This is a genomic window from Kribbella sp. NPDC050820 (genome assembly GCF_040653975.1).
Lineage (GTDB): Bacteria > Actinomycetota > Actinomycetes > Propionibacteriales > Kribbellaceae > Kribbella.
Genome location: NZ_JBFAHB010000022.1, coordinates 17,257 through 42,517, shown reverse-complemented (window position 1 = coordinate 42,517; position 25,261 = coordinate 17,257). Strand labels below are relative to the sequence as shown.

General features: G+C 69.3%; 26 protein-coding genes. 19 read left to right on the top strand and 7 right to left on the bottom strand.

Features of this window, described 5'->3' with window-relative positions:
- Nucleotides 1-73: 73 nt before the first annotated feature.
- The 16 genes from AB0H36_RS20560 to AB0H36_RS20485 all read left to right on the top strand — a co-directional run bounded on the left by AB0H36_RS20560 (nucleotide 74) and on the right by AB0H36_RS20485 (nucleotide 14,381).
- On the top strand, nucleotides 74-985 hold the full coding sequence (locus AB0H36_RS20560; RefSeq protein ID WP_360525344.1) for an NADP-dependent oxidoreductase: 912 nt from the start codon (nucleotides 74-76) through the stop codon (nucleotides 983-985).
- 105 nt (nucleotides 986-1,090) lie between these two features.
- Nucleotides 1,091-1,516, top strand: a complete 426-nt coding sequence (locus tag AB0H36_RS20555) for a DoxX family protein (protein ID WP_360525341.1) — start codon at nucleotides 1,091-1,093, stop codon at nucleotides 1,514-1,516.
- A gap of 31 nt (nucleotides 1,517-1,547) precedes the next feature.
- The gene (locus AB0H36_RS20550) at nucleotides 1,548-1,982 is read left to right on the top strand and encodes a hypothetical protein (protein ID WP_360525338.1); all 435 of its coding nucleotides are present in this window, start codon (nucleotides 1,548-1,550) and stop codon (nucleotides 1,980-1,982) included.
- A complete protein-coding gene (locus tag AB0H36_RS20545; RefSeq protein WP_360525335.1) occupies nucleotides 1,979-2,368 on the top strand; it encodes a YciI family protein in 390 nt (129 codons plus the stop codon). Before AB0H36_RS20550 ends, AB0H36_RS20545 begins: the two co-directional genes overlap by 4 nt.
- The gene (locus AB0H36_RS20540) at nucleotides 2,365-3,627 is read left to right on the top strand and encodes a sigma-70 family RNA polymerase sigma factor (protein ID WP_360525332.1); all 1,263 of its coding nucleotides are present in this window, start codon (nucleotides 2,365-2,367) and stop codon (nucleotides 3,625-3,627) included. The genes AB0H36_RS20545 and AB0H36_RS20540 overlap by 4 nt, the downstream gene beginning before the upstream one ends.
- Before the next feature lie 41 nt (nucleotides 3,628-3,668).
- Nucleotides 3,669-5,423: a methionine--tRNA ligase gene (metG, locus tag AB0H36_RS20535; RefSeq protein ID WP_360525329.1), complete on the top strand. Its 1,755-nt coding sequence runs from the start codon at nucleotides 3,669-3,671 to the stop codon at nucleotides 5,421-5,423.
- Between the two features lie 64 nt (nucleotides 5,424-5,487).
- Nucleotides 5,488-5,913: an SRPBCC domain-containing protein gene (locus AB0H36_RS20530; RefSeq protein WP_360525326.1), complete on the top strand. Its 426-nt coding sequence runs from the start codon at nucleotides 5,488-5,490 to the stop codon at nucleotides 5,911-5,913.
- A gap of 17 nt (nucleotides 5,914-5,930) precedes the next feature.
- Entirely contained in the window at nucleotides 5,931-6,845 is a 915-nt protein-coding gene (locus AB0H36_RS20525) for a TatD family hydrolase (RefSeq protein WP_360525323.1), read from the top strand.
- A complete protein-coding gene (locus AB0H36_RS20520) occupies nucleotides 6,842-7,753 on the top strand; it encodes a hypothetical protein (RefSeq protein WP_360525320.1) in 912 nt (303 codons plus the stop codon). The genes AB0H36_RS20525 and AB0H36_RS20520 overlap by 4 nt, the downstream gene beginning before the upstream one ends.
- Entirely contained in the window at nucleotides 7,735-8,349 is a 615-nt protein-coding gene (locus AB0H36_RS20515) for a nitroreductase family protein (RefSeq protein WP_360525317.1), read from the top strand. Before AB0H36_RS20520 ends, AB0H36_RS20515 begins: the two co-directional genes overlap by 19 nt.
- A 215-nt stretch (nucleotides 8,350-8,564) precedes the next feature.
- Nucleotides 8,565-9,683 carry a ubiquitin-like domain-containing protein gene (locus AB0H36_RS20510; RefSeq protein ID WP_360525314.1) on the top strand — a complete coding sequence of 373 codons (1,119 nt, stop codon included), beginning with the start codon at nucleotides 8,565-8,567 and terminating at the stop codon, nucleotides 9,681-9,683.
- A 73-nt stretch (nucleotides 9,684-9,756) separates the two neighbouring features.
- Complete coding sequence (rsmA, locus tag AB0H36_RS20505) at nucleotides 9,757-10,575, top strand: 16S rRNA (adenine(1518)-N(6)/adenine(1519)-N(6))-dimethyltransferase RsmA (protein WP_360525311.1); 819 nt, start codon at nucleotides 9,757-9,759, stop codon at nucleotides 10,573-10,575.
- A 3-nt stretch (nucleotides 10,576-10,578) separates the two neighbouring features.
- On the top strand, nucleotides 10,579-11,517 hold the full coding sequence (locus AB0H36_RS20500) for a 4-(cytidine 5'-diphospho)-2-C-methyl-D-erythritol kinase (RefSeq protein WP_360525308.1): 939 nt from the start codon (nucleotides 10,579-10,581) through the stop codon (nucleotides 11,515-11,517).
- Between the two features lie 95 nt (nucleotides 11,518-11,612).
- Nucleotides 11,613-11,804, top strand: a complete 192-nt coding sequence (locus AB0H36_RS20495; protein WP_360525518.1) for a type II toxin-antitoxin system prevent-host-death family antitoxin — start codon at nucleotides 11,613-11,615, stop codon at nucleotides 11,802-11,804.
- A 2-nt stretch (nucleotides 11,805-11,806) separates the two neighbouring features.
- Nucleotides 11,807-12,196 carry a type II toxin-antitoxin system VapC family toxin gene (locus AB0H36_RS20490; protein ID WP_360525304.1) on the top strand — a complete coding sequence of 130 codons (390 nt, stop codon included), beginning with the start codon at nucleotides 11,807-11,809 and terminating at the stop codon, nucleotides 12,194-12,196.
- A gap of 286 nt (nucleotides 12,197-12,482) precedes the next feature.
- Nucleotides 12,483-14,381, top strand: coding sequence for a translation factor GTPase family protein (locus tag AB0H36_RS20485; protein WP_360525302.1), 1,899 nt, complete (start codon nucleotides 12,483-12,485; stop codon nucleotides 14,379-14,381).
- A gap of 4 nt (nucleotides 14,382-14,385) precedes the next feature.
- Here AB0H36_RS20485 and AB0H36_RS20480 read toward each other — a convergent pair whose 3' ends face one another.
- On the bottom strand, nucleotides 14,386-15,231 hold the full coding sequence (locus AB0H36_RS20480) for a fructosamine kinase family protein (RefSeq protein ID WP_360525299.1): 846 nt from the start codon (nucleotides 15,229-15,231) through the stop codon (nucleotides 14,386-14,388).
- Between the two features lie 49 nt (nucleotides 15,232-15,280).
- Between AB0H36_RS20480 and AB0H36_RS20475 the strand changes: the two genes are divergently transcribed.
- Nucleotides 15,281-17,071: an ABC-F family ATP-binding cassette domain-containing protein gene (locus tag AB0H36_RS20475; protein ID WP_360525296.1), complete on the top strand. Its 1,791-nt coding sequence runs from the start codon at nucleotides 15,281-15,283 to the stop codon at nucleotides 17,069-17,071.
- A gap of 463 nt (nucleotides 17,072-17,534) precedes the next feature.
- Here AB0H36_RS20475 and AB0H36_RS20470 read toward each other — a convergent pair whose 3' ends face one another.
- Nucleotides 17,535-18,032: a MarR family transcriptional regulator gene (locus tag AB0H36_RS20470; RefSeq protein WP_360525293.1), complete on the bottom strand. Its 498-nt coding sequence runs from the start codon at nucleotides 18,030-18,032 to the stop codon at nucleotides 17,535-17,537.
- Nucleotides 18,033-18,128: 96 nt separating this feature from the next.
- On the opposite strand from AB0H36_RS20470, the gene AB0H36_RS20465 reads away from it, so the two are divergent.
- Both AB0H36_RS20465 and AB0H36_RS20460 read left to right on the top strand, forming a co-directional pair.
- The gene (locus AB0H36_RS20465) at nucleotides 18,129-18,917 is read left to right on the top strand and encodes a methyltransferase domain-containing protein (RefSeq protein WP_360525290.1); all 789 of its coding nucleotides are present in this window, start codon (nucleotides 18,129-18,131) and stop codon (nucleotides 18,915-18,917) included.
- Entirely contained in the window at nucleotides 18,917-19,264 is a 348-nt protein-coding gene (locus AB0H36_RS20460; protein ID WP_360525287.1) for a VOC family protein, read from the top strand. The genes AB0H36_RS20465 and AB0H36_RS20460 overlap by 1 nt, the downstream gene beginning before the upstream one ends.
- A gap of 1 nt (nucleotide 19,265) precedes the next feature.
- Here the strand turns inward: AB0H36_RS20460 and AB0H36_RS20455 are convergent, their stop codons facing one another.
- From AB0H36_RS20455 to AB0H36_RS20435, 5 genes are all read right to left on the bottom strand, one after another.
- Entirely contained in the window at nucleotides 19,266-21,728 is a 2,463-nt protein-coding gene (locus tag AB0H36_RS20455) for an FtsX-like permease family protein (RefSeq protein ID WP_360525284.1), read from the bottom strand.
- A gap of 1 nt (nucleotide 21,729) precedes the next feature.
- Complete coding sequence (locus AB0H36_RS20450) at nucleotides 21,730-22,509, bottom strand: ABC transporter ATP-binding protein (protein WP_360525282.1); 780 nt, start codon at nucleotides 22,507-22,509, stop codon at nucleotides 21,730-21,732.
- A gap of 100 nt (nucleotides 22,510-22,609) precedes the next feature.
- Entirely contained in the window at nucleotides 22,610-23,278 is a 669-nt protein-coding gene (locus AB0H36_RS20445) for a response regulator transcription factor (protein ID WP_360525279.1), read from the bottom strand.
- On the bottom strand, nucleotides 23,275-24,459 hold the full coding sequence (locus AB0H36_RS20440) for a sensor histidine kinase (protein WP_360525276.1): 1,185 nt from the start codon (nucleotides 24,457-24,459) through the stop codon (nucleotides 23,275-23,277). The genes AB0H36_RS20445 and AB0H36_RS20440 overlap by 4 nt, the downstream gene beginning before the upstream one ends.
- Nucleotides 24,460-24,604: 145 nt before the next feature.
- Nucleotides 24,605-25,246, bottom strand: a complete 642-nt coding sequence (locus AB0H36_RS20435) for a TetR/AcrR family transcriptional regulator (protein WP_360525273.1) — start codon at nucleotides 25,244-25,246, stop codon at nucleotides 24,605-24,607.
- Nucleotides 25,247-25,261 lie beyond the last annotated feature (15 nt).

Sequence of the window (25,261 nt, the reverse complement as noted above, 5' to 3'; positions counted from 1 at the left end):
GAACGGCCAGTACGGATCCGGCGCCGGACGGCGACCATCGATTGAAGCATCAACCAATCGATGGAGGCAGGATATGCAAGCGGTGGTGTTCGAGGAGTTCGGCGGTCCTGAGGTGCTGCGGACCCAGGATGTGGCCGAGCCGCACGCCGGTCCGGGCGAGGTGCGGGTCCTGGTGCGGGCCGCCGGTGTGAACCCGATCGACTTCAAGATCCGCCGCGGCTGGACCCAGGGGTTCATCGACGTGACCTTCCCGGCCACGCCGGGCCTCGAGGTCGCCGGGGTGGTCGACGAGGCCGGCGAGGGTGCGGGTTTCGCGGTCGGTGACGAGGTGGTCGGCTGGGCCAAGACCGGGGCGTACGCCGAGTACGCGATCGTCGGCAACGTCGTACGCAAGCCGGCCGGGGTGAGCTGGGAGCAGGCGGTCGGCCTGCCGGTCGCGGGCGAGACGGCGCAGCGCGTCCTGGACGAGCTGAACGTGAAGGAAGGCGAGACCCTGCTCCTGCACGGCGCCGCCGGTGCTGTGGGCTCGATCGCCGTCCAGCTCGCCAAGGCGGCCGGCGTGACTGTCGTCGGTACGGCGTCGCCCGCCAACCACCCGTTCCTGCGGGAGCTCGGCGCGATCCCCGTCGCGTACGGCGAGGGCCTGCTCGACCGGGTCCGGGAGGCGGCGCCGCAGGGAGTCGACGCGGTGTTCGACGCCGCCGGTCAGGGCGGACTGGAGGAGTCGATCGAGCTCCGCGGCGGCACCGACCGGATCGTCACCATCGCCGCGATGAACGCCGGTGAGCTCGGCGTCGCGGGATCGATGGCCGCCACGGCCACGCCGGAGGAGATCGCGGCCGCTCTGTCGGCCCAGCTCGAGGCAGCCGCCGACGGCGCCCTCCGCGTCCGCATCGCCGAGACCTTCGCCCTCGCCGACGCAGCCAAGGCCCAGGACCTGAGCGAGTCCGGCCACGCCCAGGGAAAGGTCGTCGTACTGCCGTAGGGCGCCTGATCAGAAACTTCGGGGAATCTCCGCCCGGCTGTCGAGAACAGCCGGGCGGCTCCGATGACGGGGTGAAGTCCACACCTCGAGAATCGGAGCAAGACCATGACGCAGATCGACATCCGGCCGACCGCCCGCCCCGCGACCGCCGGTCGTGCGGCGCGAGCCCGGAAGGTGGCCGTAGTGGTCATCCAGGTGGCCTTGGCGGCGCAGTTCGTCGCCGGTGGAGCAAGCAAGCTGCTCGGCAGCGACCAGATGGTGACGATGTTCGACGACATCGGCGCGGGGCAGTGGCTCCGGCTGCTGGTCGGCATCCTGGAGATCGCCGGTGGCGTCGGCCTGCTGGTTCCCCGGCTGACCGGCCTGGCTGCCACCGGGCTGGTCGCCCTGATGGCTGGTGCGGTCGTCACCAATGTCTTCGTGCTGGGCATCGCCCCGGTCATGCCGCTGGCCTTCGGAGTCCTGGCGGGCGTCGTCGCCGCCAGCCGCCGCGGGCAACTCGCCGCCCTCGTCCACTTCGTCCGCCGCTGACGGCCCCGGCTCACAGGTCAGGAGAACTCCCATGCCCGAGAACACTCCCGCCACCGACCGCTCACCGGCCGAGGCCCTGCAGGTCCTTGCACCGCTCATCGGCCACTGGAACGTCAGCGGTCCCGGCCACAGCGGAACCGTCAGCTACGAGTGGTTCGACGGCGGCAACTTCATCGTCCAGCGGGTCGACCTCGGCGACGAGGGCGGCCGGGGAGTCGAGTACATCGGCCTGGACCCCGACAGCGATATGCTCCGTTCCCATTTCTTCGGCACTAACGGCAAGATCCTGGAGTACACCTACGAGCTGGCCGGCAGCACGCTGACGATCTGGTTCGGCAGCCCGGGCTCGCCGGCCAGGTTCGTGGGCGAGTTCGACGCCGACTTCACCGTCAACACCGGCGCCTGGCAGTGGCCGGGGGGCGGCTACGAGTCGACCATGACGCGCAAGGACGGTGACGACCGATGAAGTACATGATCATGACCTTCGGGGACGAGTCGGCCTGGGACACGCTGGGCCTCGGCGGCCGCGAGGCCAGCTGGTCCCAGGAGCAGATCGACGCGCACTTCCAGGCGATGGGGGAGTTCTACGGCGAGCTGGCCGCGAACGGCGAGCTCGTCACCGGCTACGGGCTGGCCGATCCCTCGCACACGATGACGATCGAGATCTCCGACGGCCGCCCGGTCGCCTCGGACGGTCCGTACGCCGAGGCCAAAGAGGTGCTGGCCGGCTTCGGGATCATCGACGTCGCGTCGCACGACCGCGCGGTCGAGCTGGCGGCCCGGTTCTCGGCCCTGGTCCAGACTCGGGTCGAGCTCCGGCCGGTGATGGAGCAGGGCGGCCAGGAGATGTGACCGTGGAACCGGACCCGGCCGAGCCTGTCCGCATCGAGGACCTGCTGCGTGAACACGCGCCGCGGGTCCTCGCTGCGGTCACCCGCCGGTTCGGCCGGTTCGACGTCGCCGAGGACGCGGTCCAGGAAGCCCTGCTCGCCGCGGCGACCGGGTGGCCGGCCGACGGCATTCCGCCGAACCCGGCAGCCTGGCTGACGACTGTCGCAGTACGGCGGATGACCGACCTGTTGCGGAGCGAGCAGTCCAGACGGCGCCGGGAGCAGTTGGACGCCACCAGGCGACTGCCCGAGGACCTCCTCGGCTCGCCCGCTGACAGCGGCGGAAGGGTCGCTGACCAGGACGACACGCTGGTGATCATGTTCCTGTGCTGCCATCCGGATGTGCAGCCGGCCAGCCAGCTGACGCTCACGCTCCGAGCGGTCGGCGGCCTCACCACTGCCGAGATCGCCCGTGCCCTGCTGCTCCCCGAGACCACCGTCGGCCAGCGGATCAGCCGGGCGAAGCAGCGCATTCAGCAGTCGGGAGCGAGATTCCGCCTCCCCGAGGGACCGGAGCGCCGGTACCGGCTCGACGTCGTGATGCAAGTGCTCTACCTGATCTTCAACGAGGGGTACGCCGCCTCGTCGGGTGCGGACCTGCAACGGGTCGAGCTCGCATCGGAGGCGATCCGGCTGACCCGAATGCTCTGGGCGAAGCTGCCGTCCGAGCCGGAGGTCGGCGGCCTGCTGGCGCTGATGCTGCTCACCCACGCCCGCCGTACGGCGCGAACCGGTCCGACCGGCGACCTGATCCCGCTGGCCGAGCAGGACCGGACGCTGTGGGACCGGGCCATGATTGCCGACGGCATCGGTCTGCTCGAGGAGGTGCTGCCGCGACGCCGTCCCGGGCCGTACCAGTTGCAGGGCGCCATCGCCGCCGTACATGCCGAGGCCGACCGGTTCGCCGACACCGACTGGCGGCAGATCGTCGCGCTGTACGACGTCCTGGTCCGGATCTCCGCCGATCCGATGGTCCGGCTGAACTCGGCGGTCGCGGTGGCGATGCTGCGCGGCCCGTCCGCCGGCCTCCAGCTCCTCGACGAGCTGGCCGCGGACCCGAAGATCGCGGACCATCACCGGTTGGCCGCCGTCCGTGCACATCTGCTCGAGCAGTCGGGTGACCTGCCGGCGGCCCAGGAGGCCTACATCGAAGCCGCGAAGCGCACCACGAGCGCCCCGGAGCAGCGTTACCTCCGCAACCGCGCCGCCCGGCTACTGTAAACACCTGGTCCTGCAGTCGTCTGGACTCCTACAGTCGGCAGATGACCAGCATCTTGTCTGCCGTGGCCTGGCCGTATGCGAACGGGCCCAGGCACATCGGCCACGTCTCCGGCTTCGGGGTTCCGTCCGACGTGTTCAGCCGGTACCTGCGGATGGCCGGTCATGACGTGCTGATGGTGTCGGGGACCGACGAGCACGGGACGCCGATCCTGGTGGAGGCCGAGCGGGAAGGTGTCAGCCCGCAGGAGCTCGCCGATCGGTACAACCGGGTGATCGTCGAGGACCTGCAGGGGCTCGGCCTGTCGTACGACCTGTTCACCCGGACCACCACCCGCAACCACTACGCGGTCGCGCAGGAGCTGTTCAGAGTCGTTCACCGCAACGGATACCTGGTCCCGAAGACCACGATGGGCGCGATCTCGCCGTCCACCGGACGCACCCTGCCGGACCGCTACATCGAGGGCACCTGCCCGATCTGCGGGTACGGCGCCGCGCGCGGCGACCAGTGTGACAACTGCGGCAACCAGCTCGACGCGATCGACCTGCGCAGCCCGCGCAGCCGGATCAACGGCGAGACACCGGTGTTCGTCGAGACCGAGCACTTCTTCCTCGATCTCCCGGCCCTGGCCGACGCGCTCGGCTCCTGGTTGCAGACCCGGACCGGCTGGCGGCCGAACGTGCTGAAGTTCGCGACCAACCTGCTCGACGACGTCCGGCCGCGCGCGATGACCCGCGACATCGACTGGGGGATCCCGGTCCCGCTGCCCGGCTGGGAGGACAACCCGAACAAGCGGCTGTACGTGTGGTTCGACGCCGTCATCGGCTACCTGTCCGCGAGCATCGAGTGGGCGCGGCGGTCCGGCGACCCGGACGCGTGGCGCCAGTGGTGGTGCGATCCCGACGCGCAGTCGTACTACTTCATGGGCAAGGACAACATCACCTTCCACGCCCAGATCTGGCCGGCCGAGCTGCTCGGCCACAACGCGTCGCCCGGCGAGTACGGCGTACTGAACCTGCCGACCGAGGTGGTGAGCAGCGAGTTCCTCACCATGGAAGGCCGGAAGTTCTCGTCGTCGCGGTCGGTGGTGATCTACGTCCGCGACGTGCTCGAACGGTACGGTCCGGACGCGCTGCGGTACTTCATCTCGGTGGCCGGGCCGGAGACGCAGGACACCGACTTCACCTGGGCCGAGTTCGTCCGCCGGAACAACGACGAGCTGGTCAGCACTTGGGGCAACCTGGTGAACCGGACCGCGTCGATGATCGCGAAGAACTTCGGCGCGATCCCGTCGGCCGGTGACCTCACGCCGGCCGACCGCGCACTGCTTGCCGCCAGCAAGGAGGCGTTCGGGACGGTCGGCGAGCACCTGCGGCACCAGCGGCTGAGGCTCGGGATCGGTGAGGCGATGCGGAACGCTTCCGAGGCCAATCAGTACCTGTCCCAGCAGGCGCCCTGGAAGGAGTCCGATCCGGCGCGCAAGGGCACGATCCTACATGTTGCCGCGCAGGTGGTGGCCGACAGCAACCGCCTGCTCGCGCCGTTCCTACCGCACTCGGCGCAACGCGTCCACGAGGCGCTTGGCGGTGTTGGTGCCTTCCTGCCGCAGCCGGAGATTCACGAGGTGGAGGATCTCGACGGCGGTGCGCCGTACCCGATCATCACGGGAGACTACTCGGCCCAACCACGCTGGGTGCAGGAGCCCGTCGTACCAGGCACTCCTGTGCGCTCACCCACTCCGATCTTCACCAAGCTCGCGCCCGAGGTGGTGGACGAGGAGCTTGCGCGACTCGGTTGACGCTTTTCTACAAGCGCGTAAGGCGGGGGCGTCGTACGGTCGGGGGAGAAAGGAGTTGAGGACGATGGCGAACTTCCTGGCCACGGCGGAGACCGATATCGAGGCCTCGCCCGCACGGGTGTGGGAGGTGCTGACCGATCCGGATCAGCTGAAGGCGATCTGGTTCGGGGCCGACGTGAAGACGGACTGGAAGCCGGGCAGCCCGGTCACCTGGAGCGGTGAGTTCGAGGGCAAGGCGTACGAGGACAAGGGCGAGATCCTCGAGGTCGACCCCGGCCGCCTGCTGAAGGTGACCCACTACAGCCCGATGAGCGGGCAACCGGACGTCCCCGAGAACTACCACACCCTCACCTACCAGCTCGACGACCACGGCACGTCGACCCACCTGTCCCTGACCCAAGACAACAACTCCACCGAAGAAGAGGCCACCCACTCCCAAGGCATGTGGGAGATGCTGGTAGCCAAGGTCAAGGAATCGGCCGAGAAGTAGTCAGTAACCTTGGGCGTATGTCTGGTGATGGTGTGGAGGTTGGGCGGCCGACTCGGGAGCGGGCCTCGGTGGGGGAGGACGGGCGGTCCCGGGATCGGAGCCGGCCGGCGGTGCCTGATCCGTTGCCGATGAGTGTGGTCGACGCGCACTGTCATCTGGACATCGCCGACGGCGAGGACGGGGCCTGGCTGAGCCCGGCCGAGGCGATCAAGCTGGCGTCGTCGGTCGGGGTCACCCGGATCGTCCAGGTCGGCTGCGACCTGCCGGGCGCGCTGTGGGCGGTCGAGGCAGCGCAGCAGTACAAGAACGTCGTCGCCGGCGTCGCGCTGCACCCGAACGAGGCCCCCAAGCTGAAGGCCGTCGGTGAGCTGGACAGCGCGCTCGCCGAGATCGAGCGGCTGGCGAAGAGCTCGGACAAGGTCCGGGTGATCGGCGAGACCGGGCTGGACTACTTCCGCACCGGCGAGGACGGGCGCGCCGCGCAGCACGAGTCGTTCGCCGCGCACATCGACATGGCGAAGCGCCTGGACAAGGCGCTGATGATCCACGACCGGGACGCGCACGACGACATCCTGAAGATCCTCGATCGCGAGGGCGTGCCGGACCGGTTGATCATGCACTGCTTCTCCGGCGACACCGAGTTCGCCCGCGAGTGCGTGAACCGCGGCGCGTTCCTGAGCTTCGCCGGCGTGGTCACGTTCAAGAACGCCCAGTCGCTCCGGGACGCGCTCGCCGTGACCCCACTCGACCACGTGCTGGTCGAGACGGACGCGCCGTACCTGACCCCGTCACCGCACCGCGGCCAGCCGAACGCGTCGTACCTGATCCCGCACACCGTCCGGAAGATGGCCGGCGTCCTGAACATCTCGGTCCCCGAGCTCTGCGACGCCCTGAACACCAACGCGAACAAGGTCTTCGGCGGCGCCTGGTGAGGGTCGTCACGGATGCGGACATTCGTGAGCACCTGTCTGCGGCCGACGCAGTCGCGTGGATGCGGGAGGCGATCCTCGCCGCGCACGAGGGCCGGCTGCACACGCCGCCGCGCGTGTACGCCGAGCTCGGCGACGGGAACCTGATCTTCACCACCGGCGCGCTGACAGGGGAGTGGTACGGCTACCGCTCGTACGACACCTTCGACACCGACCCGGGCAGCCAGTTGGTCGTCGTACACGACTGGCACTCCGGCGCCGTCCGAGGTGTTGCTGTGGGCAACGAGCTCGGTCCGCGCCGGGTCGGGGCGATCGGCGGCGTCGCGGTCGACGCGCTGGCCCGGAAGGACGCGACCACACTCGGCTTGGTCGGCACCGGCACCCAGGCCTGGACCCAACTCTGGGCGATCTCCGCGGTGCGCCCGCTCGCGTCCGTCGCCGTCTTCAGTCGCGACATCGGTCGCCGGAACGCCTTTGCTGCAAGGGTTTCCGAGGAACTAGGGCTGCCCGCGACGGCTGTCGGATCGGCCCGAGAAGCGGTTGAGGACCGGGATCTCGTCGTACTCGCGACCAGTAGCCCGGTGCCCGTGATCGAGTCCGAGTGGATTGCGCCGGGCACCTTCGTGACCACGCTCGGGCCGAAGGTGGTCGGGCGGGCCGAGTTCGGTCCGGACCTGATCGACCGGGCGGACCTTGTGGTGACGGACTCGGTCGCCCAGACCCATGCGTACGACCCGCCCTTCATACTCGCCGGCACCCCGCAGCACGACCGCCTGATCGGCTTGGGCGAGGTGCTGACGGGTACGGCGTCGGGCCGGACCGTCGTGTTCTGCTCGGTCGGGCTGGCCGGGACCGAGGCGTACCTGTTGGCGCGGCTGGTAGACAGTGCCCCATGGAGTTCAGTGAGGTAGTCCGGCGGCGCCGGATGGTGCGTAACTACGACGCCGATCGGCCGGTGCCGGCGGAGGTCCGGGAGCGCATCCTGGAGAACGGGTTGCACGCGCCGTCCGGCGGGTTCAGCCAGGGCTGGGCGTTCCTGACGCTGGAGGGCGCCGACCGCGAGCGGTACTGGGGAATCGCGGCCGAGGAGGTCGACGACAAGTATGTGGAATGGATCACAGGCCTGCGCCGCGCGCCGCTGCTGATCCTGGCCTTCGCGCACAAGGACGCGTACCTCGACCGCTACACCGAGCCGGACAAGGGCTGGACCGACCGCGACGAGTCCCGCTGGACGGCGCCGTACTGGTACGTCGACACCGGGATGGCCGTGCTGCTGATGCTGCAGACCGTCGTCGACGAGGGCCTGGGAGCGTGCTTTTTCGGGCCTCCCGCGGACAAGGTGGGCAAGCTCTACCAGGAGTTCGGGGTGCCGGACGGGTTCGACCTGATCGGCCTGCTGTCGGTCGGCTACCGGGCCCCGGACAAGCGGTCGCCGTCGCTCAAACGAGGGCGCCGGAGTACGGCGGAAGTCGTTCATCGGGGGCACTGGGGCCGTCACGAGGCGTGATCGCTCCATTACACCTTTTTGCGACTCGCCGACGAGGGGATTGGCACTTCCGCGACTTCTTCGTTATGGTCCCGTGATGTTGGCCGGGATCGGGGAAGGTTCCGGGCAGCACGCCCCTCGGCGTTCATCGTGATGCCAGCCCTCCAGTCTGGAGCACGCGGTCGGTGCCAGTGCTGTCCTGCCCCGTGCCCGGGTAGCCCTACCTGGGAGCGTTAGTGCGTAAGTCCATCATCGTGGCCGTCGGTGCGACGGCTGCGTTTGCCGTCGCGGGCGGCTCCGTGGCATATGCCAGCAAGAGCAAGACGGTCAGTCTTTCCGTCGACGGCCAGGTGCAGAAGGTTCACACCTTCGGCTCCACCGTGGCGGACGCCCTCAAGGCCGAGAAGGTTCAGGTCGGCGAGCATGATGTCGTGGCGCCGGGCCTGGACGCGAAGCTGAAGGACGGCCAAGAGATCGCGGTGCAGTACGGTCGCCAGCTGACCGTCACCGCGGACGGCACCAAGAAGACCTTCTGGACCACCGCCGACAGCGTCAACGAGGCGCTGGCGGACCTGGGCCTGCGGTACGACACCGCGGCCGTGTTCTCGACCAGCCGGAGCGCGCCGATCGGGCGCGAGGGGCTGAGTCTCGTGGTCCAGACCCCGAAGACCGTGCAGATCGTGCGGCAGGGCAAGGTCGCGACCATCAAGTCGATGGCCGGGACCGTCGGTGAGGCCCTGACCGCGGCGAAGATCGTGTGGGACCAGGACGACCGGATCAGCCCGGCCGCCGCCACCGCGCTCAAGCCCGGCGTCAACAAGGTCGGTTACGTCAAGGTCGACCAGAAGAAGGTCACCAAGACCGAGGCGATCGCGTTCGGCACCGACGAGACCGAGTCGGCCACCCTGCTCGTGGGGACGAAGAAGACCACCGCCGCCGGCAAGGCGGGCGAGAAGTCGATCACGTTCCTGTACACCTACCTGGACGGCAAACTGTCGGCCACCAAGGTGGTCTCGAGCAAGGTCGTCACCGCCCCGGTCGACGCCAAGGTCACCGTCGGCACCAAGCCGAAGCCCGAGGAGCCGACCACCGACACCGACCCGCCGATCGGCGACACGAGCGCGTGGGACCGGATCGCCGAGTGCGAGTCGGGCGGCAACTGGGCCACGAACACCGGCAACGGGTACTACGGCGGCCTGCAGTTCAGCCACCAGACCTGGGTCGCGTACGGCGGTGACGCCTACGCGGAGAACGCCCACCTGGCCAGCAAGGCGCAGCAGATCGCGATCGCCGAGAAGGTCCGGGCGGCGCGGGGCGGCTACGGCGACTGGCCGGTCTGCGGCCAGCGGGCGTAGTGCAAGACTGTGCTGTGTGAGCAGCGCTGATTCATCCACATCAGCCGGACCGAGGCTTCTCGGTCCGGCTGATGTGCGTTCACTGGCCGCGTCGCTCGGGGTCCGCCCGACCAAGCAGCGCGGCCAGAACTTCGTCATCGACCCGAACACGGTCCGCCGGATCGTCAGGGCCGCTGCGCTGGCCCCCGGCGAGACGGTGCTCGAGGTCGGCCCCGGGCTCGGGTCGCTGACCCTGGCGCTGCTGGCCGAGGGGCACAAGGTCACCGCGGTCGAGATCGACCCCCTGCTCGCGTCCGCGCTGCCGTCGACGATCGCGTCGTACGCGCCGGGTCAGGCCAGTGCGTTCACGGTGATCGAGGCTGACGCGATGACGGTCGGCCCGGACCAGATCGGCACGCCGACCGCGTGCGTGGCGAACCTGCCGTACAACGTCGCCGTACCGGTACTGCTGCACCTCCTCGAGGTCTCCGACTCCCTTCGGCACGGCCTCGTGATGGTCCAGTCGGAGGTCGCCGACCGGCTCGCGGCCGGGCCGGGTTCGCGCACGTACGGCGTGCCGTCCGCGAAGGCGGCCTGGTACGCCGAGGTCCGCCGGGCCGGTCCGATCGGGCGGAACGTCTTCTGGCCGGCGCCGAACGTCGACTCGGGCCTGGTCGCCTTCGAGCGCCGCGAACCGCCTGCCACGGCAGCGAGTCGCGAGGAGGTGTTCGCGGTCATCGAGGCGGCGTTCTCGCAGCGCCGGAAGACGATCCGGTCCGCGCTGGCACGCTGGCTGCCGGACCGCGAGCAGCTCGACGAGGTGTTCCGCCGTACCGGGATCGACCCGAAGCTCCGCGGAGAGATGCTCGGCATCACCGAGTTCGCGGCTTTGGCGGACGCCGCGAGGCACTAGCCTGTGCGAGTGCCACCTTCTGCTGAGGTCACGGTGCGAGCGCCGGCCAAGATCAATCTCGGTCTGTCGGTCGGTCCGCCGCGCCCGGACGGGTTCCACCCCGTCGCCACGGTCTACCAGGCCGTCGCCCTGTACGACGACGTCACCGCGGTGCTGCGGGACGACGACTCGTCGATCTCGGTCGAGGTGCTCGGGGACTTCGCGGCCGACGTGCCGACGGACGAGACCAACCTCGCGGTCAAGGCGGCCCGCCTGCTGCAGGCGGAGTACGACGTCGAGGAAGGCGTCGACCTGACCATCCGCAAGACCATCCCGGTCGCGGGCGGCATGGCGGGCGGTTCGACTGACGCGGCAGCGACTCTGGTCGCGTGCAACCGGCTGTGGGGGCTGCAGCTGTCCCAGACCGAGCTGCAGCATCTCGCCGGCGACCTGGGCAGCGACGTACCGTTCTGCCTGGTCGGTCACACCGCGCTCGGTCGCGGTCGCGGCGAGCAGGTCACCGAGGTGATGTCGCGCGGGACCTTCCACTGGGTCTTCGCGATCGCCGACGGCGGCCTGTCCACACCGGCCGTGTACGGCGAACTGGACCGGCTGCGCCCGCTTCGCCGGGTCGAGGCGCCCCAGGTCCGTCCGGAGCTCCTCTCGGCGCTGTTGTCCGGTCAGCCCGGCGCACTCGCGGTTGCTCTCAGCAACGATCTCCAGGTGGCGGCCCTGTCGCTGCGCCCTCAGCTCGGCGAAACCCTGCAGTTCGGCCTCGACCAGGGCGCGCTGGCCGCGCTGGTCTCCGGCTCCGGCCCCACCTGCCTCTTCCTGGCCGCCGACAGCCGCAGCGCCGTCGACCTGGCCGTCGAGCTCGCCGAGTCCGGCCTCTGCCGCATGGTCCGCCAAGCCGAAGGCCCGGTCCCCGGCGCCCGAATCCTCCCCGCCCCCGTCAACCGCTGAGCGCGGTACGCTTAGCTAAGTGGACTAAGGAGGGCTGATGGGCGACCCGGCGGCGCAGTTCAACATCCACGAGGCGAAGACCCCAACTCTCGCGGATCATCGATCGTGTCGAGCACGGCGAAGAGGTCATCATCAGCCGTGCCGGACGTCCGGTTGCCAAGGTCGTTCCGCTGCCGACGACTGTGCGGCGGGCAGGTCGCGGGTCGCTCGCCGGCCGGATCCACCGGGCTGACGACTGGGATTCGGCCGAGACCAACGAAGCCATCGCGCGCGACTTCGGCCTCTAGTCGTGACTGCTACGTCCGCCAGGCTCCTGTTGGACACTCACGTCTTGCTCTGGTGGCTCGAAGACAGTCCAGAGCTCTCCGACGACCTCAAGGACCGGATCGACTCCGAGCTCGAGGTGCACGTCAGCGCGGCAACCGTCTGGGAGCTCTCGGTCAAGACCGCGCTGGGCAAGCTCGAGATCCCAGCCGATCTGACCGACTTGCTCCAACACAGCGGGTTGAGCGAGTTGCCGATCCGGTTCCAGCACGCAGAGCTCGCCGGACGCCTGCCGGCTGTGCACCGGGATCCGATCGATCGCATGCTGATCGCCCAGGCGCTCACGGAGCGACTGACCCTGGTGACCCGCGACGAGCTCATGCATCAGTACGACGTACCGCTCCTCAAGGCCTGAGATCCGCCCCCGGTCAACCGCTGAGGAGTTGGTGGGCCAGGGCGCGCGGATGGATCACGACGGTCACGCCAGTGGTCATGCGGCGGCTCCTGCCGAGGGACCCGTCCGGCAAGCGAGTGTTTGAGTCGGGAAAATCGGTCGCGGCCGCATCGGGGCGGCGTTAGCATCCAAGCGTTTGCCCCTTGGAATGCCTCGTGATCGGAGAACGGGATGCGCCGCACGGTGTTCGACCTCGACAGGACGAATCACTTCGACGCATTCGCGAGGACCCTTGAACTCTCTGACGATGGGCATTGTGGCGCATGTCGACGCCGGTAAGACCAGCCTGACCGAGCGGCTGCTGCACGCCGCCGGTGTGATCGACCGGGTCGGCCGGGTCGACGACGGGAACACCCAGACCGACTCGATGGACCTCGAACGCCGCCGCGGCATCACGATCCGCTCCGCGGTAGTGTCGTTCGAGCTGGGCGACCTGACCGTCAACCTGATCGACACGCCGGGACACTCGGACTTCATCGCCGAGGTCGAACGCGCGCTGTCGGTGCTCGACGGCGCCGTACTGGTGATCTCCGCGGTGGAGGGTGTGCAGGTGCAGACCCGGCTCCTGATGCGTACGCTGCAGCGCCTCGGCATCCCCACCCTGCTGTTCGTGAACAAGATCGACCGGCTCGGAGCCCGGTACGACGACTTGCTGGCGGACATCGCGCGGTTGCTGACGCCTGCCTGTGTGCCGATGGGATCGGTCGCGGATCTCGGCACTCGCGCAGCACGCTTCGAGCCGGCCCCTTCGATGAACAAGGCTGTTGCCGAGCTACTTGCTGAGCGCAACGATGACTTCCTGGCGCGCTACCTCGACGACGAGTTGGCGGCTGACGACTATGCCGCCGAGCTGCGACGGCAGGTGGGTGCGGCCTGGGTCCATCCGGTGTACTTCGGGTCCGCGATGACCGGCGTCGGCGTGCAAGAGCTGATCGGCGGCATCCGGGCCTGGTTGCCGCGGGCAACTCCTGCCGCCGGAGATGCCTTGTCTGCAAGGGTTTTCAAGGTCGAGCGTGGTGCGGCCGGGCAGAAGGTCGCCTCCGCGCGGGTGTACGCCGGGACGTTGTCGGCGCGTTCGTACCTCGACGTGCACCCGGCGGCAGGTACGTCGTACCAGGTCCGGCCGAGCGCGGTCGAGGTATTCGCGCGCGGCTCTCGCCATCAGGTCGAGCGGGCCGAGGCCGGGCAGATCGTCGCGTTGCGGGGGCTCAAGGAGGTCCGGATCGGCGACCAGCTCGGCGTCCGGGGTGACGGGCTCGGGCAGTTGTTCGCGCCGCCGACGCTCGAGACGGTCGTCCGGGCGCGGGACCGGATGAAACTCTTCCAGGCGCTGACCCAGCTCGCCGAGCAGGACCCGCTGATCCGCGTCCGCAAGGCCGACGACATCACGGTCAGCCTGTACGGCGAGGTGCAGAAGGAGGTGATCGCGTCGCTGCTGGAGTCCGAGTACGGCGTGGCCGTCGACTTCAGCGAGACCACGCCGATCCATGTCGAGCGGCTGACCGGCGTCGGAACGGCGTACCGGGAAATGGGTGCCCCTGACAACCTGTGGGCAGCGACTGTCGGCTTCCGGGTGTCGCCGGGGGAGGCTGGTGTGGACTACCGGGTCGAGTCCGAGCTCGGCGCGCTACCGCGGGCCTTCCACACCGCGATCGAGGAGACCGTCCGGCTGACGGTCCAGCAGGGCCTGTACGGCTGGGAGATTCCCGACCTGGAGGTCGCCGTCACCCACACCGGCTACTCGTCCGTGGACACCGTCGCCGCCGACTTCCGCCGCCTGGTGCCACTGGTCCTCATGCAGGCCATCGCCGAGGCCGGCACCACGGTCCTCGAACCCGTCCAGCACTTCGAGCTCGACATCCCACCCGACTCGATCTCCCGAGTCCTCGCCCTGCTCGCCGAATCCCGAGCCGTCGTGGACCAGACCACCCTCTCCGACCAGACCGCCCACCTCACCGGCACCCTCCCCGCCGCCACCACCCACACCTTCGAAACCCACCTCCCCGGCGCCACCCACGGCGAAGGCATCCTCACTCCCACAACCACCACCTACACCCCCGCCCCCTCCCCAACCCCCACCCGCCCCCGAACCGACGGCAACCCCCTAAACCAAAAGCAATACCTCCTCCACCTCAACCAGTCCTGAGGCCTCAGCTGAAGTGGTCGAGAGTCTGTTGGATCTTGGTCAGGGCTTCTCCGGTGTTGCCGAAGTGGGCGAGGACGGCTAGGTGTTCTCGGAGGTGGAGGAGGGGGAGGCGGGCTTGCCAGCCTTCAGTGAGGGGGTGGAGCTCTTCGTAGGCGGTGTAGAAGGTGTCGGGGATGTTGCCGCAGCCGTCGAGCATGGAGAGCTCGGCTTCGGGCCAGCCGTAGTAGACCGCCGGGTCGATCAGGGCAGGACCCGGGAGGAGGTTGCCGTGCCACAGGTCGCCGTGGAGGAGGGACGCGGGCTGGTCCGGGATCAGGTCGGGGAGACGGCTGGCGACGCGCTCCAGGCGGTGGCGGTCGGTCGCGGGGAGGGCGTTGTAGCAGCGCGGGACTTCCAGGAAGCGCAGCAGGCGGTGTTCTGCGAAGAAGGCGTGGCCGTCGGAGGTGCACGGGTTCCGCTGAGGGAGTAGCCCCAGGTAGTTGTCCTGGTGATAGCCGAACTTGTCCGACGTCTGCTGGTGCTGAATCGCCAGGCGGTGGCCGGCGTCCCGCCAGAAGTCCGGCGACTGGTCCGCCAGCGCAGCGCTGCCGAGATCCGAGAGCACGAGGAAGTCCGCGGCCACCCGCAGCACCTCAGGTACGGCGAACCCGCCAGGTACCCGCAGTGCGTTCAGCCCGTCGGCCTCGAGCTCGTACAGCCGCGGCGGCGGATCGTCGTGGGTCTTCACGATCGCCGACCGGCCGAGCGTCGTACGCACCCGGTAGGTCTTGTTGGCGACTCCGCCGTCCAGCGGATCGCAGGAAACCGGGTCGCCCAGGTCGAGGCCGTCCAGCCAGGATCGAGTCAGCACGTGGACGATCCTGGCACGCGCGCAGGCGTCGGATACTCTGGTCCGCGATATGGCGGCACCTAACTTGGTCAATCTGGAAGCTGTTTCCAAGGGCTTCGGGACTCGGACACTCCTCGACACTGTGAGCCTCGGCATCGGCCGGGGTGAGCGGGTCGGCGTGGTCGGGCGCAACGGCGACGGCAAGTCGACGCTGCTCCAGCTCCTGGCCCGGCGGGAGGAGCCGGACAGCGGCCGGATCGTCCACAACCGCGACGTCCGGCTCGGGTACCTCGGCCAGACCGACGACCTCGACCCCCAGCACACGGTCCTGCACGCGGTGCTCGGCAACGCCGAGACCTACACGTGGGCGGCCGATCCGCGGGCGCGCTCGGTGATGGAGCACCTGCTCGGCGGAGTCGACCACCAAGCGCTGGTCGGCACCCTGAGCGGTGGTGAACGCCGACGCGCGTCACTGGCCCGGCTCCTCCTCACCGAGGTCGACCTGCTGATCCTCGACGAGCCGACCAACCACCTCGACATCGAGGCCGTCGACTGGCTCGCCAAGCACGTGGTCGACCGGGCCGGGGCCCTGCTCGTCGTCACCCACGACCGCTGGTTCCTCGACGCTGTCTGCACCGACACCTGGGAGGTCCAGGGCGGCCGCGTCACGTCGTACGACGGTGGGTACGCCGCCTACGTCCTCGCCAAGGCGGAGCGTGCCCGGACGGCCCAGGTCACCGAGACCAAGCGGCAGAACCTCCTGAAGAAGGAGCTGGCCTGGCTGCGTCGCGGCGCACCGGCCCGGACCAGCAAGCCCAAGTTCCGGATCGACGCCGCCAACGCCCTGATCGAGAACGAGCCACCCCCGCGCGACAAGCTCGCCCTGTCGCAGTTGGCGACCGCGCGGCTCGGCAAGGACGTGTTCGACGCCGAGGACGTCAGCCTGAGCTTCGGCGACCGCGTCATGCTCGACCACGTCACGTTCCGCCTGGGCCCGGCCGACCGGATCGGCCTGCTCGGCCCGAACGGCGCCGGCAAGACGACGTTCCTCAGGGTCCTCACCGGCCAGCTCGCGCCGGACCGCGGCGTGGTGAAGCAGGGCAAGACGGTCCGCGTCGCCAGCCTGACGCAGAACCTCGAGGAGATCGACAGTACGGCGACCGTCCTGGAGCACATCACCGCCATCCGCCGTACGGCGGCACTCGCCGGACGCGGCGGTGAGCTGACGTCGTCGCAGTTGCTGGAGCGGTTCGGGTTCAGCGGCGACAAGCTGACCACGCGGATCTCCGACCTGTCCGGTGGTGAACGCCGGCGGCTGCAACTGCTGCGCATCCTGCTCGACGAGCCGAACGTGCTGATCCTCGACGAGCCGACCAACGACCTCGACGTCGAGACGCTGACGGTCCTGGAGGACTTCCTGGACAGCTGGCCGGGCGTGGTCGTCACGGTGACGCACGACCGCTACTTCCTGGAGCGGGTCAGCGACATGGTCTACGCGATCATGGGCGACGGCCGGGTCCGGCACCTGCCGCGTGGCGTCGACCAGTACATCGACGAGCTCGGCGAGGCCGCTCCCCGCCGTACGACGGTCAGCGAAAGCCCAGTCGTGGACGCGAAGCTCGCAGCGGCCGAGCCGGTGGTTGACGCGGCAGCGGCCCGGGCGGCGAAGAAGGAGCTGAACCGGATCGAGCGCCAGCTCGCCAAGCTGACCGAGACCGAGGCGAAGCTGCACGACCAGCTGGCCACCAACGCCAGCAACTACGAGCGGCTGGCCGAACTGGACACCGAGTTGCGCAAACTGGCCGAGGAACGCGCCGAACTCGAAACCGCCTGGTTCGACGCCGCCGAACGCGCTGAATGAGCTGCGGCCGCATTTGATCGTATTCCCGAGGTTGTGAACCGAAGCACGACCACGACCGGTGAGTAATATGCAGCGCGCGCCTGTGGAAAACGTGTGAAAACAGAACTGAGTCGCGGCGCACCCTCCGATCCCCTGTGATTCGGAGGGCGCGCCGCGCCTCCGGGTGAGCGGGCCCCGTGCCGGCCGGCGTTGTTCGGGCCCCGAGCCCCGGACACCGCGCGGCCACTTTCGGCGGACCACCTCTTGCCGCCGAAGTCACCATATTCTTGACGTTTCGTGGTCAACCAACCACCGACAGTGAGGACCCTAGTGCGGTCGATCACTCAGTGTCGATAGTCGACCGCTACAGCAGTCTCACGATCTCGTTGCAACTAGCAACGATCGGAACCGGGGTGAAGTGACGGGTCGTCTTTTCGGATAATTCCGGCCGAATTCCGGCGGGTTTGTCCGAGCCTTGGAAAATTCAGTGCTTTTCGAGGTCGAACGGCCGGACCAGTTCGCGCAGGACCCGCGCGATCTTCGCCTGGTCGCGGTCGCTGATCGACCCCAGCAACTGCCGCTCGTGGGTCAGCAGGTCGGCCATCGCGGCGTCGACGGCGTCGCGTCCGGCGTCGGTCAGCTGCACCAGGACCCCGCGCCGGTCGGCCGGGTCGGGAAGCCGCTCGACCAGGCCGCGAGCCGTGAGCCGGTCGACCCGGTTCGTCATCGTGCCCGAGGTGACCAGGGTTTCCTTCAGCAGCTTGCCGGGGGACAGCTGGTACGGCGCTCCCGCCCGCCGCAGCGCCGCGAGGACGTCGAACTCCCAGGACTCCAGGCCGTGTGTCGAGAACGCCTGGCTGCGCGCGCGGTCCAGGTGCCGCGCGAGCCGGCTGACCCGGGACAGCACCTCCATCGGCGCGACGTCGAGGTCGGGGCGCTCCCGGCGCCAGGCCTCGAGCAGCCGATCGACCTCGTCTTCCATGCTGTCGAGATTACGCCATCAAGACTCTTGACATCAAGACAACTTCCAGGTTTAGAGTATCTCGACATCAAGATAAATCCTGGGAGAGGCGGCAGCATGCGAACGTCACCGGTCTGGAGCCCGCGCCAGTACGGCACCTACGCCGAGGAGCGCGGCCGCCCGTTCGCCGACCTGGTCGGCCGGGTGCGCGCCGACACCGTCCGAACGGTCGCCGACCTCGGCTGCGGTCCGGGCAACCTGACCGTCACCTTGCGGGAGCTGTGGCCGGAGGCCACCATCCGCGGGATCGACAGCTCACCCGAGATGATCGAGGCGGCGCAGAAGTACGCCGACGACAAGCTTACCTTCGAGATCGGCGACCTGCTCGAGTGGACCGCCGAGCCCGGCTCGCTGGACGTCATCGTCACCAACGCGGTCCTGCAATGGATCCCGGAGCAGCTCGACCTGCTGCCCGGCTTCGTCAAGGCGCTGCGGCCGGGCGGCTGGCTGGCGATCCAGATCCCCGGCAACGGCAACGCCCCGTCGCACTCGATCCTGCGCGATCTGGCCGCCTCCGAGCCCTATGCGCAGTACGCGAAGAACGCGTCGCTGCGGGCGGAGGTCCCCGGCCCGGACACGTACGTCGATGCGCTCACGGCCGAGGGGTGTGTCGTCGACGCGTGGGAGACGACGTACTACCACCTGCTGCAGGGCGACAACGCCGTACTGGAGTGGGTGAAGGGGACGGGTGCGCGGCCGGTGCTGCAGTCGCTGCCGGATGACATGCGGCAGCGGTTCGAGGACGAGTACGGCGCCCGGCTGGCGGATGTGTACCAGCAGAAGGACTACGGGACGCTGCTGCCGTTCCGCCGGATCTTCGCGGTCGCGCAGAAGAAGGAGGCCTGATGCGGCTCGATCATGTGCAGGTGTCCTGTCCGCCCGGTGGGGAGGACGTCGCGCGGGCCTTCTACCGGGACGCGCTGGGGATGACCGAGGTGGAGAAGCCGCCGTTGCTGCAGGCTCGCGGCGGCTGCTGGTTCCGAGCGGGCGCGGCGGAGGTGCACATCGGGGTCGAGCAGGACTTCCAGCCGGCGAAGAAGGCGCATCCGGCACTGGCGGTCGACGACCTCGACGGCTTGGCCGAGAAGCTCGAGAAGCTCGGCTATCCGGTGTCCTGGGACAACGAGACGATCCCGGGCCGCCGGCGGTTCCATACCGCCGACGGCCACGGGAACAGGGTGGAGATCGTCTGAGCTACTCGGTCGCCAGGGCTCCGGCGGGCGCCACCTTGGCGGCCCGGCGAGCCGGGAGGACCGAGGCGAGCAGGCCGGCCACGGCGGCGACTGCGGCAATGATCACCAGCAGGCTCACGGGTACGGCGTACTCCACGCTGCCGTCGACGGTCTGGCCGCCCATCAACGCACTGGTGCCGGTCCAGCCATAGATCAGGCCGAGCGCGATCCCGAGGCCTGCCGCGACCAGTGCCATCAGCAACGACTCGACCGCGAGCATGCTGCGCAACTGGCGGCGGGTCAGGCCCATCGCCCGCAGCAACGCGTTCTCCCGGGTCCGTTCGAGCACCGACAGGCTGAGCGTGTTGCCGACCCCTACCAGCGCGATCAGCACGGACACCCCGAGCAGCCCGACTCCGACAAGCAGCAGGACGTCGAAGACCTGGGTGTAGCTGTTCCGCTCGGCCAGGCCGCCCTCGACCCCGAGCTCCTTGACCGTCGGGATGGACTGCTCCACCGAGTCGATGACCGCCGACCCGTCGGCCTTCGGGTCGGACGCCAGCCAGAAGCCGGTGACCTGCGCCGCGGGCGCCAGTTTGCGGAGGTCCGTCGACGTGACTGTGATCGGATCCAGCCCGGTCGCCCGGTACGCCGTCAGCGTCAGCTTCTGCCCGGCAGCCACGATGGTCAGCGGCGCGCCGTCCTTCAGGTCGAGCATGGTCATCGTCGGCGAGTCCAGCAGGGCGGTGCCCGGCTCGAGCCGCGCGGCCAGCGACGGGTTGTGGATGACGGATCCGGCCGCGGCCTGGTCGATCCCGGTCACCGGGAGTTCCTGGCCGGCGGTCTTCGCCATCACCTTGCTGACCGGGACGACCTGGGTGACGCCCTTGATGTCGCGCAGCTGCTGCTCGGCGCCGGCCGGCATCTTCTCGTTGTACGCGGTCACGATGATGTCGACCGGGTACTGGCCGTCCATCGACACGTCGAACGTCTTCCGCACCGACGCGATCCCGACACAGGTGAGGCTGATCAGCGTGACGCCGATCAATAGCGCCGACGTCGTGGCAGCCGTACGCTTCGGATTCCGAATCGCGTTCGCGACGGCGATCCGGGCCGGAACTCCGCCGCCCTTGGCGGGCAGCGCGCCGATCAGCCGGATCAACGCCGGGACCAGCAGCGAACCGATGGCCAGTACGCCGAGGAACGAGAGCACACCGCCCGCGACACCGACCAGCACCTGGTGACCGGACGCGCCGACGGCCAGCAACAGCCCGCCGCCGGCCAGCAGCAGGAAGCCGAGGATCAGCCGCACGACGCCGGCCTTCGACGCGGCGACCGGGGCGACCTCGGGCCGAAGCGCGGCCAGCGGAGCCACCTTGGTCGCCCGCCGAGCCGGTACGACGGCCGCGAGGACGGTTGCCACGGTGCCGAGCGCGAGCGGGATGAGCACCGACCACACGTCGAGGTGGAGTGCGATCGGCGGGAGGCCCCAGTCGAACTCACGGGCCAGGGTGAGGGCGAGCGCGGACAGTGCGACGCCGAAGACGACACCGATCGCGGACGCGATCACCCCGACCACGGACGCCTCGGCGAGGACGGACGAGAACACCTGCTTGCGGGACGCGCCGACGCAGCGCAGCAACGCCATCTCCCGCGTCCGCTGGGCGATCACGATGGTGAAGGTGTTGCTGATCACCAGGCAGGCGACGAACAGCGCGATCACGGCGAACATGCCGAACACCCCGCCGAGCACGTCGATGCCGTTCGTGTAGCTCTTCACCTCGTGGTCGATCCAGGCCTCGCCGGTGAACACCTTCAGGTCGCTCGAGACGACGCCCTGCGCGGCCGAGGCGAGGGTCGCCGGGCTGACGCCGGGCTTGGCGGCGAGCCCGACCGACTGGATGAAGGCATCCGGCTCGAAGGTCTTCACCGCGGCCGCGGTCGCCACTGCGGACGCCGAACCGATCGCCTTCGAGTCGTCGAGCAGACCCACGACGGTGACGGTGAAGGACTTGCCGGTGTAGGCGTTCAGTCGCAGCGTCTGGCCGATCGCGACCTGGTGCTTGGCGGCCAGCTTGGCCGGCAGGGCGATCTCGTTCGTGGCGGTCGGCAGGCGGCCGGACGACGTACCCGGGCCGGCGATCCGGGTGGTGTCGTACAGGGCCTCGACGGCGAGGCCGTCGGGCCGGACCAGGTCCGGGAAGGCAGCCGTCATGTACGCCGTGGTAAATGCGACGACCGAGTCGGCCTGCGGGAGCTTCTGGAGCTTGGGCACGTCGGCCGGGGTGATCTGCGCGTTCTCCGGGTAGACCATCGTGTCGACCCCGCGGTACTGCGCGCCGATCGACTCGTCGATGCCGTTCGACGCGGAGGCGTGCGCGGTCAGTGCGAGGGTGCCGAAACCGACTCCGAGCACGATCGCCAGGCAGGCGGCGACCAGGCGGCCCAGGTGGGCGCGCAGCGAGGAGAGGATGGAGCGTCGCACCTCAGGCTCCCAGCTGCCGCAGCGCGTCGAGCACGGTCTCCGGAGTCGGCTCGTGCAGCTCGCCGGCGAGTTTGCCGTCAGCAAGCATCACGACACGGTCGGCGTACGACGCGGCCAGCGGGTCGTGGGTCACCATGACCACCGTCTGGCCGAACTCGCGGACCGAGCGGCGCAGGAAGCCGAGCACCTCCGCGCCGGACCGGGAGTCCAGGTTGCCGGTCGGCTCGTCCGCGAACACGACCTCGGGCCGCCCGACCAGCGCGCGGGCCACCGCGACCCGCTGCTGCTGACCGCCGGACAGCTCCGACGGCCGGTGCGTGAGCCGGTCCTGCAGCCCGAGTACGTCGACCAGCGTCGACAGCCACTGCTGGTCGGGCTTGCGGTTGCCGAGCTCGAGCGGAAGCAGGATGTTGTCCTTCGCGGACAGCATCGGCAGCAGGTTGAAGGACTGGAACACGAACCCGACCCGGTCCCGCCGGATCCGGGTCAGCTCGGCGTCCGGGAGCTGGGTGAGCTCGGTCTCGCCGAGCAGCACCTGGCCGCCGGTCGGGGTGTCCAGGCCGGCCAGGCAGTGCATCAGCGTCGACTTGCCGGACCCGGACGGGCCCATGATCGCGGTGAACCGGCCGACCCCGAAGTCGACCGAGACGCCGTCGAGCGCGGCGACCGCCGTGTCGCCCTGCCCGTACACCTTGCGCAGCTCGTGCGCCCGGATCGCGGTCCGCGGCGCGCCGTCCTGCGGCAGCCGCCCCACCGGTAGCTGACCGGTCTGCAAACTCATGTCACTCCTCGGCTCAAAAACTGACGTTGGCCAAGAAGTTAGTGATTTCGTCCGGTGATCTCGTCGGACTGCGGACTGCAGTTGGCGTAGTACCTGGGTATTACTTGTTCGGCCGGACCAGGCCGGTCTCGTACCCGAGGACGACCAGGGCGACCCGGTCGCGGAGCCCGGTCTTCGCCAGGATCCGGCCGATGTGCGTCTTGACCGTTGCCTCGGACAACGTGAAGAGCTGGGCGATCTCGGTGTTCGACAGACCGCGGGCGACCTCGACCAGAACCTCGCGTTCCCGGGCGGTCAGCTCGGCCAGGTCCGGCCGTTCCACCTCGCCGTCCGGAAGGGACCCGGCGAAGTGCTCCAGCAGGCGTTTCGTCGTACTGGGGGAGACCACGGCGTCACCGGAATGCACCTGCCGGATCGCCGACAGCAGGTCGGCGGGCGGTGTGTTCTTGAGCAGGAAGCCGGCCGCGCCGGCCTTGATCGCGGCGAACGCGTACTCGTCGAGGTCGAACGTGGTCAGCACGATCACCTTCGGAGCCTGCGGCAACGACTGGAGCCGGCGGGTGGCCTCCACCCCGTCCAGCCGCGGCATCCGGACGTCCATCAGCACGACGTCGCAGGCGGTCACCTGGATCTTCTCGATCGCCTCGCCGCCGTCACCGGCCTGGCCGACCACCCGCATGTCCGCCTGGGAGTCCACCAGCATCGTGAAACCTGCTCTGACGAGTTCCTGGTCGTCCACGAGGAAGACCCTGATCACGTCGTCATTCACTGCTCTCCTCCAGTGGGCAGGTGGTACGGCAGCCTGGCGATCACCTCGTAACCGCCACCCGCCTTCGGGCCGGCGTTCACCGTACCGCCGGAGATCGAGGCTCGCTGCCGCATCCCCACCAGGCCGTGACCCGGGTCGGAGCTCGGCGCGACCCCGGCGCCCCGGCCGTCGTCGGTGACCACCACGGTCAGCATCTCGCGGCCGAAGTCCAGCGCGACGGAGGTCCGGGCTCCCGGCCCGGCGTGTTTCAGCGTGTTGGTCAGGCCCTCCTGGACGATCCGGTACGCCGTCAGGCCGAGCACCGAGGGCAGGTCCCGCGGCGCACCGGTCACCTGGTAGTCGACGGAGAGCCCGGCTTCACGGACGTTCTCGATCAACTCGGGCAGGCTGGAGACACCCGGTTGCGGGCGGGGCTGGTTCGGGTCGAGCTCGAGCTGCTCCTCCTGCTTGAGCAGGCCGAGCATCTTGCGCATCTCGGTCAGGCTCGCGCGGCCGGTGTCGCCGATCGTGGCCAGCGCCTTCTTCGCCTGCTCCGGCGACTGGTCCGCGGCGTACAGGCCGCCGTCGGCCTGGACGATCATGATCGACAGCCCGTGCGCGACCACGTCGTGGATCTCCCGGGCGATCCGGGTCCGCTCGTTGGAGACGGCCAGCTTGGCCTCGCGGTCGCGATCCCGTTCGAGCTGGGCGGCCCGATCTTCGAGCTGAGCGACGTACAGGCCTCTGGTACGGCGCCGTTCGCCGGTCGCCCAGACGCCGAACACGAGCGCGCCGAGGGCGACCATCATCGTGACCTGCTGCTTCCAGTCGGAGTTCGACCAGTAGCGCGAGACCGCCATCAGGACGCCGAGGCCGCCGACCCCGAGAGCGATCCGGCTGTACCGCACCTCGCCATACACCGAGATCGTGTAGAGGGCGACGAGCAGGCCGAAGTTGGCCGGCATCAGCTGGGTGCCGGACAGCCACTGCAGGACGGCGACCGCGCAGACGCCGAAGAAGACCACTTCGGGATGGGTGCGGCGCCAGACCAGCGGAACCAGCATGCCGAAGCCCAGGATGCCCTCGAAGCCCGTCTGCGCGATGCCCAGGAACCCCAGGATCAGGCACATCGCGCCGGCCAGCAGCAGGTCGAACGCCTTGCTGCGGGCAGGCACGGGCCGCGCGGTCAGGATCCCCGTCATGCGGGCCAGGGTACGGGGAAGCGCCGCCCGGGTGGTCATGCCACGGGCGGATGTCGTGTCCTACCGGGGTCTACCTGTCCTACCGGGGTCTACCTGTCCTGCCGGGGTCTACCTGTCCTGCCGGGGTCTACGTGTCTGCCGGGGTCTACTTGTGCGGCCGGGTCGAGAGCGTGGGCTTGGCTTCCAGGCCGGACAGGCCGTTCCAGGCGAGGTTGACCAGGTGGGCGGCGACGTCCGGCTTCTTCGGCTTGCGGGCGTCCAGCCACCACTGACCGGTGAGCGCGACCATGCCGACCAGCATCTGCGCGTACATCGGAGCGTTCTTCGGGTCCAGGCCGCGGCGCTTGAACTCCTCGGCCAGGATGTGCTCGACCCGGGTGCCGACGTCGCTCAGGATCGAGATGAACGAGCCGCTGGACGACCCGACCGGCGAGTCCCGGACCAGGATCCGGAAACCGTCGGAGTTGTTCTCGATGTAGTCCAGCAGCGCGAGCGCCGCCTGCTCGACCAGCTCGTGCGCGCGCCCGGCCGTCAGCGACTGGGTGACACCGTCGAGCAGCGCCCGGACCTCGCGGTCCACGACGACGGCGTACAGGCCTTCCTTGCCACCGAAGTGCTCGTACACGACCGGCTTGGAGACCTCGGCGCGCGCCGCGATCTCCTCCACCGACGTCGCCTCGTACCCCCGCTGGGCGAACAGGCCGCGGGCGATGGTGATGAGTTGTTCGCGACGTTCGGCACTCGTCATCCGGATCCGGCCGGACCGCCGCGGTTTGGGTTCCGTCACGTCGAGATCACGTCA

What these genes read in the sequence shown, in the direction of transcription:
- AB0H36_RS20515 (WP_360525317.1), top strand. Translation starts at nt 7,735, where the DNA reads ATGGAGTTCAGTGAGGTAGTCCGGCGGCGCCGGATGGTGCGTAACTAC.
- AB0H36_RS20440 (WP_360525276.1), bottom strand. Translation starts at nt 24,459, where the DNA reads ATGACGGGGATCCTGACCGCGCGGCCCGTGCCTGCCCGCAGCAAGGCG.
- AB0H36_RS20560 (WP_360525344.1), top strand. Translation starts at nt 74, where the DNA reads ATGCAAGCGGTGGTGTTCGAGGAGTTCGGCGGTCCTGAGGTGCTGCGG.
- AB0H36_RS20550 (WP_360525338.1), top strand. Translation starts at nt 1,548, where the DNA reads ATGCCCGAGAACACTCCCGCCACCGACCGCTCACCGGCCGAGGCCCTG.
- AB0H36_RS20460 (WP_360525287.1), top strand. Translation starts at nt 18,917, where the DNA reads ATGCGGCTCGATCATGTGCAGGTGTCCTGTCCGCCCGGTGGGGAGGAC.
- AB0H36_RS20525 (WP_360525323.1), top strand. Translation starts at nt 5,931, where the DNA reads ATGTCTGGTGATGGTGTGGAGGTTGGGCGGCCGACTCGGGAGCGGGCC.
- metG (WP_360525329.1), top strand. Translation starts at nt 3,669, where the DNA reads ATGACCAGCATCTTGTCTGCCGTGGCCTGGCCGTATGCGAACGGGCCC.
- AB0H36_RS20470 (WP_360525293.1), bottom strand. Translation starts at nt 18,032, where the DNA reads ATGGAAGACGAGGTCGATCGGCTGCTCGAGGCCTGGCGCCGGGAGCGC.
- AB0H36_RS20485 (WP_360525302.1), top strand. Translation starts at nt 12,483, where the DNA reads ATGGGCATTGTGGCGCATGTCGACGCCGGTAAGACCAGCCTGACCGAG.
- AB0H36_RS20465 (WP_360525290.1), top strand. Translation starts at nt 18,129, where the DNA reads ATGCGAACGTCACCGGTCTGGAGCCCGCGCCAGTACGGCACCTACGCC.
- AB0H36_RS20545 (WP_360525335.1), top strand. Translation starts at nt 1,979, where the DNA reads ATGAAGTACATGATCATGACCTTCGGGGACGAGTCGGCCTGGGACACG.
- AB0H36_RS20475 (WP_360525296.1), top strand. Translation starts at nt 15,281, where the DNA reads ATGGCGGCACCTAACTTGGTCAATCTGGAAGCTGTTTCCAAGGGCTTC.
- AB0H36_RS20450 (WP_360525282.1), bottom strand. Translation starts at nt 22,509, where the DNA reads ATGAGTTTGCAGACCGGTCAGCTACCGGTGGGGCGGCTGCCGCAGGAC.
- AB0H36_RS20530 (WP_360525326.1), top strand. Translation starts at nt 5,488, where the DNA reads ATGGCGAACTTCCTGGCCACGGCGGAGACCGATATCGAGGCCTCGCCC.
- AB0H36_RS20555 (WP_360525341.1), top strand. Translation starts at nt 1,091, where the DNA reads ATGACGCAGATCGACATCCGGCCGACCGCCCGCCCCGCGACCGCCGGT.